Annotated in this window: 5 protein-coding genes; 4 read left to right on the top strand and 1 reads right to left on the bottom strand. The window is 64.9% G+C overall.

Annotated features, from left to right (window positions below):
- Positions 1 to 246 (top strand): hypothetical protein (locus tag AB0G04_RS43715; protein WP_360996522.1); only part of this gene is annotated, 246 nt, incomplete at its 5' end.
- 107 nt (positions 247 to 353) lie between these two features.
- On the opposite strand, the gene AB0G04_RS43710 is transcribed toward AB0G04_RS43715, so the two are convergent.
- The gene (locus tag AB0G04_RS43710) at positions 354 to 1,838 is read right to left on the bottom strand and encodes an Ig-like domain-containing protein (RefSeq protein WP_360996520.1); all 1,485 of its coding nucleotides are present in this window, start codon (positions 1,836 to 1,838) and stop codon (positions 354 to 356) included.
- A gap of 503 nt (positions 1,839 to 2,341) precedes the next feature.
- Here AB0G04_RS43710 and AB0G04_RS43705 point away from each other — a divergent pair.
- The 3 genes from AB0G04_RS43705 to AB0G04_RS43695 all read left to right on the top strand — a co-directional run bounded on the left by AB0G04_RS43705 (position 2,342) and on the right by AB0G04_RS43695 (position 13,262).
- Complete coding sequence (locus AB0G04_RS43705) at positions 2,342 to 6,025, top strand: LamG-like jellyroll fold domain-containing protein (RefSeq protein ID WP_360996518.1); 3,684 nt, start codon at positions 2,342 to 2,344, stop codon at positions 6,023 to 6,025.
- A gap of 101 nt (positions 6,026 to 6,126) precedes the next feature.
- Positions 6,127 to 12,987: a polymorphic toxin-type HINT domain-containing protein gene (locus AB0G04_RS43700; protein ID WP_360996516.1), complete on the top strand. Its 6,861-nt coding sequence runs from the start codon at positions 6,127 to 6,129 to the stop codon at positions 12,985 to 12,987.
- A complete protein-coding gene (locus AB0G04_RS43695) occupies positions 12,984 to 13,262 on the top strand; it encodes a hypothetical protein (RefSeq protein WP_360996513.1) in 279 nt (92 codons plus the stop codon). The genes AB0G04_RS43700 and AB0G04_RS43695 overlap by 4 nt, the downstream gene beginning before the upstream one ends.
- Positions 13,263 to 13,593: the final 331 nt, after the last annotated feature.

Here is a 13,593-nt window from a genome sequence, read left to right as displayed (position 1 = left end):
TTCTTCGCCACCGCGGAAGTATCCACGGTGTCCGTCATGACAGTCATCAGGTGCGTCTCCTTGATCAGGAGTTACACCGTTGTTCTTACAGTCCCCCGAGCGGGCGCGGACCTTGCAGCAGGCTGGAACTGGCCGTGGCTTGCCGCCGCCCGTGAAGCGTTGCGGCGAGACATGCTTGATGCGCAGGCAGACTCCGGTGAGCCGCAGGAAAGCCGCGACATCCAGGGGTACCCGCAAGTCTCCTGACCTTACGAGCCGACGCCGAGCCCGCGCGACTAGCAGGCCAGCAGAGGGCAATGCCGTGCTGGCCTTGTCACGCGGCTGTCGGAGATTTCCGAAGAGAGGGTTCCGCGTCAGCGACGGTAGGTGCGTTTGGCCGTGTACCGGACGTTGCCGGCCTTGTCGTAGGCGCGGATGCGGACGGTGAACTTCTTGCCGTACTTCTTCGGGTTGATGGTGAAGCCGTAGGCGGCGGTGGTGTCGGTGGCGACGACCTTGCCGTTGACCAGGAGCTGCACCTTGGCGATGCCGTAGGTGTCGCGGGCGGTGACGCTGATCCGGGTGCTGTTGCGCAGCACGCTGTTGTTGCGTGGGGCCTTGCTGATGGTGACCGCTGGTGCGGTGTTGTCGACGGTGACGATCCGGCTGCCGGTGGTCTGGTTGCCGGCGTTGTCGCCGATCTGCCAAGTCAGGGTGTGCCGGCCGTCGCGCACCCAGGTGGTGTTGACGCCGACCCGCCAGGGCGCCTTGTTCGTGGAGGATTGAACCTGACCGACGCCGGCGATGAAGTAGGCGAGGCCGCTCGGGTCCTGGTAGCCGGTGATGGCGACCGGAGAGGCGGTGCCGCGGAGGAACGCTCCGGCGGCAGGGCTGACGGTGGCGACGGGCTGGTCGTTGTCGACGGTGACGGTCTGGGTGTGTTCGCTGACGTTGCCGATCATGTCTTCGGCGCGGATCGTCATGGTGGCCGGGCCGTTGGGCATTCCCTTCGGCCAGGTGAACTTGACGGGTCCGCCGCCGGTTCCCGCGTCGGCGGATACGGCGGTGCCGTTGACGAGTAGTTCGACCCTCCGGACGTCGGCTCCGTCGGAGACGGTGGCCCACACTTCGCTGCCGCCGGTGATGAGACCGGGTTTCCAGTGGAACGATGGTGTGATGGTCGGGCCGGTGTGGTCAGCCCAGACATCGCTGTCGGTGGTGTGGGTGTTGCCGAGCTTGTCCCAGCTACGGACGGTTAGCCTCGTCTTGCTGTTGTAGCCGCTGGTGTCCCAGTGGATCGTCCACGGTGCCTCGGTGATTCTTCCGATGACCTTCGTGCCAATGGTCAACTCGATACCAGCGGTGTCCTCGGCCACGCCCCGCTTGGTGAAGTCGATGGGCGCCACGCCGGTGAAGCTGATATCCGGTGTCTGCTTGAGGCTGTAGGTGGATCCCCAGGGGAAGATGACGAACGGCGCGTGGTTGTCGGCCCGTACGGTCACGACCTCGGACATTGACGAGTTGCCGGCGGCGTCGTAGACGACCAGCGCCAGCTGCACGTTGACGTCGGAGTAGCGGCGGGAGTCCCAGGACAGCGTGAACGGTGCCTTCGTGGAGGTCGCGGCCGTCAGGTGGAAATGCCTCAGTTCGACCTTGGTCACCGCGACGTCGTCCGAGACCACCGGGTGCACGGTGACGGTTCCATTGATCACGGATCCGGCTGCGATGCCGGTGTCGGTGATGGTGGGGGCGGTTGTGTCTGCCGACGCCTGGGCGGCATGTGCGCCCACGCCGGCGGTCGTCACCAAGGCGGCGATGGCGGCGCTACTGACCCGTGCTGCGGTGTGTCTGAGTCCCATGTCTCCCGACTCTCAAGATCTGCTGGTTCGGCAGCATAAGTCAATGGATACCGATCAGCGCAAGACGCACCCCCGTTGCTCCTGTTTGGATTTCGGACTCGCGTCCCCGCGCCGCAGGTCGGCAGGGCGTCACGGGCTCAAGGATTCGAATAATGCGCGCCCGGCCCCCGTTGGAATGGTGACCTCGTGGCTCACGACTGCCAGCAGTTTTGCTCCGACTGAAGCTGTGCATTTGTCTTTTTGGGGGAGCCGGGACCGACATTTCGGGTACTCGACCACTGGCCGCTCGTTGGCAAAGACTGGGCGTTAACGTGGAACTTGCACCATTTAATTGTGAACCCGCTCACATTGATGATCCGCGCATGTCACCTAGCGAACCGAATGAGCCTGCCGTCCCTTTTTGAGGCGTCCGGTCGCTGTACAGGCGCTGCATGGGCAATTCACAAAGAATCCACAGCGCCTTAGTGTTCGCGCCGTTACTCGAACGAGAACGGGGGAGCTCGGTGTTGAACACCGTTTTCCGGGAGAAGACTGCCCAAAATCGGCCACTCATGGCCGCCTTGCTTGCTGCGATCATCGGGATTCCGATGGGGATGATCCCGGGGCGCGCTGAAGCGACGCTTCCGACCGCGATGCCAGGGTTGCGGGTCGCTGTCAATGAGTTCAGTGCCAAGCAGCTTGCTATCGCCAGTGGCGAACGTGTCGAGGTGCTGTCGAGCCGGACCGAGTTCTCGCAGTTGTTCGCCGAGCCGACAGGGCGCTTCACCTTCGAATCGGCCGTTGTGCAGCAGCGTATTCGCCGCGCCAACGGCTCCTGGGCTGATATCGACACCTCGCTGGTCAGCGCTGCCGACGGCACGCTGCGGCCGAAGGCATCTGCTGCGGATGTACGTTTCTCCGCCGGTGGTTCGGGGCCCTTGGCTACCACGGTCAAGCTGGGCCGCACCTTTACGGTCTCCTGGCCATTGGGAGTGTTGCCGAAGCCGACCGTCGGCGGCGACACCGCCACCTACGCCGAGGTGCTACCCGATGTCGACTTGGTCGTCCGCGCCACTCCTGAGGGGTTCTCGCATGTCCTCAAGGTGAACACCGCCGCCGCCGCTGCCGACCCGAAGCTGAGTGCCATCACCTTCGACCTCGGCGGCCAGGCACAGATGCGGCAAACCCGTGACGGGTCCTTGCAAGCGGTAGCGGGCAACGTCGTCGTGGCATCAGCCGAGGTGCCGACCATGTGGGACTCCAGGACAGCCCCGGCGGCGTCAGCTTCGGCCAGGACGCTGAGCAGCACCGGTGGTGGCGGTATGAGTGAGGACAAGTCCACCGCAGTGGGGCCGTCTGACGCCGCCATGGTGTCGGAGGTGGCCTCCTCGGTCAACGGTACCGGTGACCTGGTCTTGAAGCCGGACTCCGCCCTGGTGAAGGCAGCGACGTTCCCGCTGTACATCGATCCGCACTGGGCCGCCAACAAGAACAAGTGGGCCTACTCCACCAACAACAACAGCACCAACAACGACACGACCCGTGCCCGCGTAGGCAGGGATCCCAACAGCGGCACGGTGTACCGCTCGTACTTCCAGTTTCCGATCTCCGCGATCGCCAACAAGTACATCTACCGGGCGCACGTGCACACCGAACTCGACCACTCGTGGTCGTGCGACGCCACCTCCACGCACCTGTACAGCACCAACCCGATCAGCAGTTCACCCCGTATGACGTGGAACTCGTCAGCGACGTGGTATCTCAAGCACCTGACCTCGAACGTCTCGAACGCCAACGAGGGCGCTGGGTGTGCGGACTCGCCGCAGCCGGACATGATCGTGAACTTCCCGAAGAACCGCGACACCGATTTTTCGATCAGCAGCGCCCTCCAGGCAGTGACCAGCCGGGCATCCAGCAGCTTCACGGTCGCCCTCAGCGCCGGAAACGCCTCCGGCCAGTACGAGACCACACAGGACCGGTGGAAGAAGTTCTACCCGGACAAGGTTTGGCTGACCGCCGACGTCGACGCGGTCCCCGGCAAGCCGACCGCCATGTGGGTCAACGGCGCCAAATGCGGCACCGGCACTGTCAACATCGGCACCACCTCGCTGACGTTCCAGGCCACGATGCCGGACGCCGACACCGACCAGGACATCAAGGCGACCTGGGCCTGGGAACGCCTCAACAGCAGCACCTGGACGGCCATCACACCGGCACCCACCGCCAGCTCGATCAGGTCCGGTGGGAACGCTGTGCGATCCGGCATCACCGGCGCAGTAAACGGCGGAACCTACCGATACAAGGTCCAGGGCGCCGATCCCGCCCCGTACAACCAGGTTAGCCCCTGGTCGGACTGGTGCACCTTCAAGGTCGACCTGAACGACCCGGACATCAAGGCCGACGTGCTGGTGACCCCGCCGGGGCCCGGTAAGGAAGGTGAGTTCCGGCTGCGGTCAGCAGCCGCAGATCTGGCGAAGTTCCGGTACGGCTGGACCGAAGCCGCAGTCAACGAGGTGACCACGACGACCACCGAGGTGATCGACGGCACCACCTACAAGACCGCCAAGGTGAAGCTATCGGCACCTAAGTACGGGCAGAACTTCCTCTACGCCAAAGCCATCGACACCACCGGCAACGTCGGCGACGGTGGCATTCCGTTCGTGGTTGAGAAAGCCGCGTCTGCAGTCGCACGGTGGGGCCTGGAAGAAATGCCAGGAGTACCAGCGGCCGACGCGTTGCTCGATGCCCAGGCCGCCGACTCAGCCGGCGGGCCCCTCACCGCCGCGGGTGTCACCTGGACCAACAAGCAGCACCTCATCGGCGCCAAGAACGCCACCTTCACCGGCTCGAGCAGCCTGACGACCGCTACCACTGTTGTCGACACCACCAAGAGCTACGGCGTCGCCGCCTGGGTACGCCCGGACAATCTCAACACCGCCCAAAGCTTCGTGTCCCAGGACGGAACCAACACCGCCACCTTCCAGCTCCAGCTGCGTATCGACGACCGCAACGGCGACGGCACCCCTGACAGAGCCTTCTGCTTCCACATGAGCAATACCGACACCGCAGCGTCAGCCGGCACCATGGCCTGCGCCAACAGCGCCGCCAGCGCAAACCGCTGGACCCACCTCGCCGCCACCTACGACGCGCCCGAGAAGAAGATGCGCCTCTGGATCGACGGCGTCCCGCAGCAATACACGGTCAACACCGTGACGAGGCCGGATATCGCCGCGCCGGCCGGGCTGCCGAGCACTGGACGGCTGCGGATCGGCAACCGCAAGTCGTCAGCCACCGCCGTCACTGACGCCCTGTACGGCAGCGTCGCCGACGTCCAGGTCTTCGACCGCGTGCTGGTCCAGGAAGACCTTACCGGCGACGACACCGACCCCCAGACGGCCATCGAAGGCGAACGCGGCATGCTCGCACCTGTCGAGGTGAGCCGCTGGGACTTCAACAGCGCCATGGATTGCGAGGACGCAAGCACAGGATTCTGCGAGGCGCCCGACGGTAGCCAGTTCGGCAACCGCCTGGCGCTGACCACCGGCGTCACCATGGGCACCAGCGATACCGGCGACCAGTTCGGCGCATTCGACACCACGCATCCCACCAACCCCACGTTGGTCACTCACGAGTACGGCCAGTCGCAGAACAACAGGAGCGGAGACCCCGCGAATCCGCAGTGGGCGGACGGCCCGGTGCTCTACACCGACCAGTCCTTCACCGCCAACGTGCGCGTCAGCGTCAAAAACTTCAACACCACCATGTCCGCGATCGCGTCCAAGGGCACCAAACAAGCACCCTTCGCACTCGGTGTCCGTAACTCCACCGTCAACGGGGTCACCGCCCAGCGGTTCCAGATCCTGGTGCCCAGCACCGACACCAGCAGCGGCTTCACCTGGACCCACGTCATCGCCGAGGAAGCCCTCATCGACGACTACGCCACCTCCTGGCACCAGCTGACCGTCGTCTACGACGCCGGCCGCAAGGAGTTCAAGCTGTTCGTCAACGGCATGTTCAAGGACAAGAAGACCGTCAGCGGTTGGAACGCCACGGGGCCCACCATCGTCGGGAACTCCTGGTACACGGCCAGCAACAACACCAGCCGGTACGTCGACAGCTGGATCGGCGGCCTCGATGACGTTCGCCTGTTCCAAGGCGCCATGACCGACGCGCAGGTCTCCCAGCTCGTCGCTTCGACGGGGGTATGACAGTGACTTCCAGGAGAACAACGGTGAACCACATCGGCCGGCGGATATTCATTATCGGTCGCCTGTCCCGAGCCAACCGGCTGCGGATCTCGATCGCCACCATGGCCGCCGCAGTACTGGTGGCCTCACCTCTGGCCGTCCCTCCCGCAGTAGCGGCCGAGCCGAAGCCGGTGCCGCTGAAGGCCCAGACCGAGGAGCTCGACAAACACGGCCGCGAAGTCGCCGGCAAGGGCTGGAAGAAGACCCCGCCGGCCAAGCAAGTCGATCTGCCCGATCCGGTCTGGCCCGCAGCCGGAACGTCGATCCGTGCCACCGCCAAATCGGCGAAACGCGCTGCCGCGACCGCCAGTTCGGCAGCAGAAGAACCGGTGGTGACCACCTCGGTGGTCGACCGGGCGGCCCTGCCTCAACGCTGGCAGGCCGGTGTGGTGGTCAAGGTGTCGACCCGCGACACCAGCACAGCGTCGCTGGCCGTCGACTACTCGAAGTTCAAATACGCCTACGGCGGTGACTGGGCGTCACGGCTGCGGCTGTGGAGCCTGCCCGACTGCGCCCTGACGACACCGGACAAGACAGGGTGCGCGGCAACCCCACTGGACTCCAGCAACGACGCCAAGACCACCACCGTCACCGCCGATGTCCCCGTCACCACAGCAAAGACGGCTACAGCAAAGGCGGCCGCCGCACCGGCCGCCGGCGCGAGCACGATGATGGTCGCCCTCGCGGCGGCACCGTCGGGCGGTGCCGGTGACTTCTCCGCCTCTCCGCTTGCCGCGTCGGCTACCTGGTCGGCGGGCGGCTCCACCGGCGGATTCACGTGGAACTACCCGATGCGTGCCCCGAACGGCATCGCCGGCCCGCAGCCGAGCCTGTCGCTGTCCTACTCCTCGGCCAGCGTTGACGGCCGGTCCGCGGCGACCAACAACCAGCCGTCCTGGATCGGTGAAGGCTTCGACTTCTCACCCGGCTCAGTCGAGCGCCGCTACGTCACCTGCGACGACGACAAGTCCGGCTCGCCGAACAACCCGACCCAGTCCTTCGACCAGTGCTGGCGCTCCAACAACGCCACCCTGTCACTGGGCGGCACCTCCACCGAACTCGTCTACGAGGCCAGCAAGGGCTGGCACGGCCGGTCGGAGAACGGCTCGAAGATCGAGCTGCTGACCGGCGCCACCAACGGCGACAACGACGGCGAATACTGGAAGGTCACCACCACCGACGGCGTCCAGTACTTCTTCGGCCTCAACAAACCGGCCGGGCACACCGCCGAGACCGGGTCCACCTGGACCACCCGCGTGTACGGCAACCACACCGGCGAGCCGTGCAAGGCCGCGACCTTCACCGCGTCCGCGTGCAACCAGGCGTGGCGGTGGAACCTCGACTACGCCATCGACACCCACGGCAACACCATCACCTACTGGTACGCCAAGGAGACCAACCGCTACGCCGCGGAACTGTCCTCGACCAAACTCGTCGAGTACGTGCGCGGCGGCAATCTGTCACGCATCGACTACGGCACCTGGGACCGGGGCAGCACCGACCGGTCGGTCACCCCGCTGGCACAGGTCAACTTCACCACCGCGGACCGCTGCCTGTCCGACTGCACCACCCACGACGCACAACACTGGCCCGACACCCCCTGGGACCAGGAATGCAAGAGCACCGCCACCAGCTGCAACGACTACTCCCCGACCTTCTGGTCGACAAAGCGTCTGGCCAAGGTCGCCACCCGGATCTGGGACACCACCAAGACCACGCCCACCTGGCAGGACGTCGACCAGTGGGTACTGACCCACAGCTTCCCCAGCCCCGGTGACAGCACCAACGCCGGCCTGTGGCTCGCCTCCGTCGCCCACACCGGCCTGGTCGGCGGCACCGCCGCCATGCCGCCGGTCACCTTCGAGCCCGTGTCGATGGCCAACCGGGTCCTCACCGGCACGAACACCACCAACAACTGGCACCGCATCGCCAACATCGACACCGAGACCGGCGCCCGCATCGCCGTCACCTACTCACAGCCGGAATGCAGCCAGAACAACCTGCCCACGTCGGCACACAACAACACCAAGCTCTGCTACCCGGTCATCGGACCCGACCCCTACTCCACCTCCGGCGCTGATCTCACCGAGTGGTGGCACAAGTACGTCGTCACCAAGGTCTCCGAGATCGACGTGCAACTCGCCGACGGCCACCACGCCCCGGCCAAGCACACCTACTACACCTATGAAGGCACCCCGGCCTGGCACTACGCTGACGACGACGGCCTGTCCAAGGCCAAATACAAGACGTGGGACCAGTTCCGCGGCTACAAGAGCGTCCTCACCCGGGTCGGCGACGTCAACCCGACCCTGAGCCGCACGATCTTCTTCCGCGGCATGCACGGCGACAAGAGCAGCCCCTCCGGCGGCACCGAAACCGTCACCGTGCCCGCATCCGTGGGCACCGAGACCGTCTACGACTACGACCAGTACGCCGGCATGGTCCGCGAAAACATCGTCTACAACGGCGCCGAGGACAAGCCGGTCAGCAAGACCGTCAACGTCCCGTGGCTGTCCACCCCCACCGCTTCACGCACCATCAACGGCGATACCGTCACCGCCCGCTACGTCAACACCGAGACCGTGTACTCGAGCACCGCTCTCGGCGTCAACGGCGCCCGTGGCTGGCGGACCACCAGCACCACCACCAAGTACGACCAGACCTACGGCCTGGCCACCACGGTGCAGGACAACGGGAACGTCGCCGTCACCGGCGACGAGAAATGCACCACCACCACCTACAACCGCAACACCGCCAAAAACATCGTCACCCTGCCCAGCCGGATCACCACCACCGCGCTCGCCTGCGGCACCACCCCGACCACCGAAGCCCAGATGGTCGACGACGCCCTCACCTTCTACGACGGCGCTACCAGCATCACCACCGCACCCGTCCGCGGGCAGCTGACCCGTACCGACGTGATGAAAGCCTGGACCCCGGCCGGCGGCACCGTCTGGCTGACCGGCGGCGAGACCACCCACGACAAGTTCGGCCGCCCCACCGTCGAGACCGACACTCGCCGCAACACCGTCACCCACACCTACACCCCGGCCACCGGCCTGGTCACCCGCAAGACCGAGACCGGCAACATCGCCGGGGGAACCACCGCCGACCAGTGGGTCACCACCACCGACATCAACCCCGCCTGGTCCGCCCCAACCAAGATCATTGACATCAACAGCCGCGTCGCCGACGTCACCTACGACCCGCTCGGCCGCACCAGCCAGGTCTGGGACGCCGGCTGGACCCGCGCCACCAACCCTCAGAAGCCGCTGAAGACGTTCACCTACGTCTACAGCCCCACCCGCAGCAACTACCCGTACGTCAAGACCGACCAGCTGAACGCCGCAGGCGGCACCCAAACGTCCTACGTCATCTACGACGGCATGATGCGAGCGCGCCAGACCCAGGCGGCCGCGGTCGGCGGCGGCCGCGTCGTTACCGACAACCTGTACGACGAGTACGGCCTGCTGTCCATGTCGTACGGCGCACACGCCGAGCCCGGCGACCCGGCAGGAACCCTGTGGTGGGAACCGGAATGGTCCGTCCCCACGCAAACGGTCACCCTCTTCGACCGCGCCGGTCGGCCCACCGACACCATCATCCGTGCCGGTAGCGCCGACAATGGCGGCACCAACACCGTCGAGAAGTGGCGCACCACCACCCGCTACGAAGGCGACCTCACCACCGTCATCCCACCGAAGGGCGGCACCCCGACCACCACGGTCACCGACGCCCTCGGCCGCACCGACGAACTGCGCCAGTACAACACCGCCGCCGGCATCAACGGCACCTACCTCAAAACCGACTACGACTACGACACCAAGAACCGGCTGACCTCGGTCGTCGACCACGCCCAGAACAAGTGGACCTACACCTACGACCTGCTGGGCCGCCAGACGGCAAGCACCGACCCGGACAAGGGCAAGAGCCGCTCGGAATACAACGACCTCGGCGAGCTCACCCTCTCCGAAGACGCCGAGAACCGGATCCTCGTCTACACCTACGACAAACGCGGCCGGAAGACAGCCGTCTACAACACCGCAGTCGCTGACGCCAACAAGCGCGCCGAGTGGGTGTACGACAAACTGATCTCCGGCGCCACCGTCCGCGGGGCCCTGACCGAGTCCATCCGGTACGACATCGCCGCCGACGGCACCCGCCAGCCCTACAAATGGCAGGCCCGTGGCTTCAACAGCCGTAACCAGGTCACCGGCGCGCACTACCTCATCCCAGCAGCGGAAACCGGCCTGGGCGGCACCTACATCTACTCCTACGGCTTCTCCGGCTACACCGGCGAACCCACCACCCTGACCTACCCGGCCGGCGGCGGCCTGACCACCGAAACCATCACCACCAAATACGACCTCACCAGCGGCCTGCCCAACCGCCTGGACACCAACCTGGCCGGCGTCGGCACCTACGTCACCGGCCAGCAATACACCGCATACGGCGAACCCACCGTCAACACCGTGGGAATCAGCGGCGGCTACTACGCCGAACGCGGCGTCACCTACGACCTCTCCACCCGCCGCGTCAAGCAGGTACAGGTCAAACCCCAGACCGCGACAGGTACCGTCGCCGACCGCGGCTACGAATACGACGCCAGCGGCCAGATCCTCTGGATCACCGACACCCCTCAAGTCGGCCAGGCCGACAAACAATGCTTCAACTACGACCCGCTGCAGCGCCTCACCTCAGCCTGGACCCCCAAGACCGACGTCGCCTGCTCCACCGCACCCAGCGTGGCCAACCTCGCCGGGCCGGCCCCGTACTGGACCGACTGGACCATCGACGACCTGGGCAACCGCACCCATGAGGTCTCCCACACCGCCGCTGGCGACACCAGCCGCAAATACACAGTGCCCGCCTCCGGCGCCAACTCAGTCCGGCCGCACTCCGTCACCGGCTTGACGACCACCCTGCCCGACCAGAGCAGCACCACCGTCGGCTACAGCTACGACAAAAACGGCAGCATGACCCACCGGCCCGGTGACACCGGAACCCAGCAGATCACCTGGGACGCCGAAGGCAAACCAATCAAAACCATCGAAGGCACCAAAACCACCAGCAGCCTCTACGACGCCGACGGCACCCGCCTCATCCACCGCGACAACACCGGCACCACCCTCTACCTACCCGGCAACGAGATCCGCCGCGTCATCTCCGGCACCGCCGCAACCGCCACCCGCTACTACAGCTTCGGCGGGGGCACCATCGCCACCCGCACCAACGCCGCACAAAGCCTCACCTGGCTATTCGGTGACCACCAAGGCACCCAAAGCATCGCGGTGAACGCCTACACCCAGCAGGTCACCGTCCGTCGCCAAACTCCCTACGGCAGCCCGCGCGGCACCAATCCGATCTGGCCTAACAGCAAAGGCTTCGTCGGCGGTGACATCGACTCCACGGGCCTCACCCATGTCGGCGCCCGCGAATACGACACCACCCTTGGCCGGTTCATCTCCGTCGACCCGCTCCAAGACCTCACCGACCCACAACAGTGGAACGCCTACTCCTACGCCAACAACAACCCCATCACATTCAGCGACCCCACCGGCTTGATCCGCGACTACGCCATCGGCGAGATGGGCAGTACCCCCAACAACATCAACAACCCCATCTACATCCAACTGCCCAAGACCCAGCCCCGCCAGCACGGCGCCGGCTACGACAACCAAGTCATCAGCGGCGGCAGCAGCGGCAGCGCACCCAAACAGAAGAAGAGCAACTGGGACCGAACCAAAGACTGGTTCAACGAAAACAAAACCATGCTCGCCGGCGCCGCCGTCGGTGTTGGCGTCTTCATCGGCTGCACGTCACTAACCGGAGGCACAGGCGTCGTCGGCTGCGCTTACGCGGCCGGCGTAGCTGCCAACGTCACCACCGACTACCTCAACGGCGACATCAACGACGCGGGCGACCTCGTCGAATCCGCAGCTATGGGTGCGGTCTACACGACCGTCGCCGTCCCCATGGCAGCTGCCGACCTCCAACACCGAGCAACCGCCATGTACGACGCCGCCCAAGAAGGCGACTGGCTAGCCGTCAGCGGACACGGGGCTGCAGGGGTCCTCGACGTCGTAACCGTCGCGACAGGCGTCAAGACAATCCGCGGCAACAAGATCGGATGTGTCACGCACAGCTTCGCCGCATCCACAATGGTCCTGCTCGCAGACGGCTCAACAAAGCCGATCATCGAGATTAAGGTCGGCGATGAAGTCCTGGCAACAGATCCCGAAACCGGGCGCACCACTGGCGAAGAAGTAGAAACACTCTTCGACAACATCGACGAGCACTTCGTGGACCTTACAGTGCTTCTGAGCGACGGAACTGAAGCCGAGATTCAGACAACTTCTAACCATCCCTTCTGGAGCCAGACGACCGGCACGTGGACTGGTGCTGGCCAGCTGAAGGCAGGCGAGGAACTTCGTACCTCCGAGCACGGTCGGGTAGCGGTTGAGAACGTCAGCTCCTATCGTGGCCTGCGCCACATGTACGACCTCACCGTTGCGAACATTCACACCTACTATGTGCTTGCCAGCAACACCCCCATCCTTGTGCATAACTGTCCTGGCGGGGTCAGTGGTGGACGGTCGGCAGGGACGACCGGCGAGCCGCAAGGGCCGACCGTCAGAATGCGCCACTACACCAACTCTCGTGGCGCCTCAGGCATCCAGGAGAGCGGCGTTATCAAGGCGAGCGACCAGAACAAGGTATTCATGGTTCCTGCGCGAGGAAAGCCGATGAGCCCGACCGATGCAGAAAACACGCTCGGCATCGGCAGAGGACGTGGTCGAAAGGTCCTAGAATTCGATGCAGCAGCCGATAGGGTTAGTAGTCGGCACAACCCCACGATGGGGATCACCGAATGGGTGGCAACTGGCGACCTGCCTGTAACTAATATTAAGGTGATCCGATGACTGACAACCAGGATGCCACTTGTCAACTAGCGCTAACTGATGCAATCAAGGTCGGTTCTGATCTCGACGAGTTCGTTGTTGCATTCGATCGGATATTCTCTCGGATAGCCTTCGGCGAGGGGGGCCCGGATCTGCTGGTGACGTACATGATGGAGAGGGCCGTGCGGGAGCGGATTGCTGCAGCACGAAGTGTGGTTTTCGCCGCGGTCGAGCGAGTAATCGGCGAGGATGCGGTAGAACGGATCGCAGAAGAGAAATACAGGCACTTCGAGTAATCGCTGAGGGCCTGCTATCGAGACACCTCGAAAGCACACCCTCAGACTTAGTCAGGCCTGGGCCGTCGAGCACGGTCCAGGCCTGCGCTGCTGCTTGAGGCATGCACCCGTGCTGTGGCGCCTTCATGGCTCCCACCGTCTAGTAACACATGGGCTGTTATCGACCTGGGTGCGCTGCTACAGAGGTTGAAAGGCTGACGGTCGTCGGCGTGGCAACGTGATCCTGGTCGATGGGCGCGGTAGGCCGGAGGTATGAGGTATCCGGCTGGTGGTGGCATGAACGCGGCAGCCCGGGTCCGGCGTGAGAAGGTCCGGATGCAGGCCGCAGTCA

Origin of the sequence: Actinoplanes sp. NPDC023801 (assembly GCF_040639655.1) — a bacterium.
Lineage (GTDB): Bacteria > Actinomycetota > Actinomycetes > Mycobacteriales > Micromonosporaceae > Actinoplanes.
The sequence above is the reverse complement of the archived record's forward strand: the minus strand, read 5'-3'. Positions and strand labels throughout refer to the sequence as shown.

Excerpts from the sequence above, each read along its gene's own strand:
- AB0G04_RS43710 (WP_360996520.1), bottom strand. The coding sequence starts at position 1,838 with ATGGGACTCAGACACACCGCAGCACGGGTCAGTAGCGCCGCCATCGCC.
- AB0G04_RS43700 (WP_360996516.1), top strand. The coding sequence starts at position 6,127 with ATGGCCGCCGCAGTACTGGTGGCCTCACCTCTGGCCGTCCCTCCCGCA.
- AB0G04_RS43695 (WP_360996513.1), top strand. The coding sequence starts at position 12,984 with ATGACTGACAACCAGGATGCCACTTGTCAACTAGCGCTAACTGATGCA.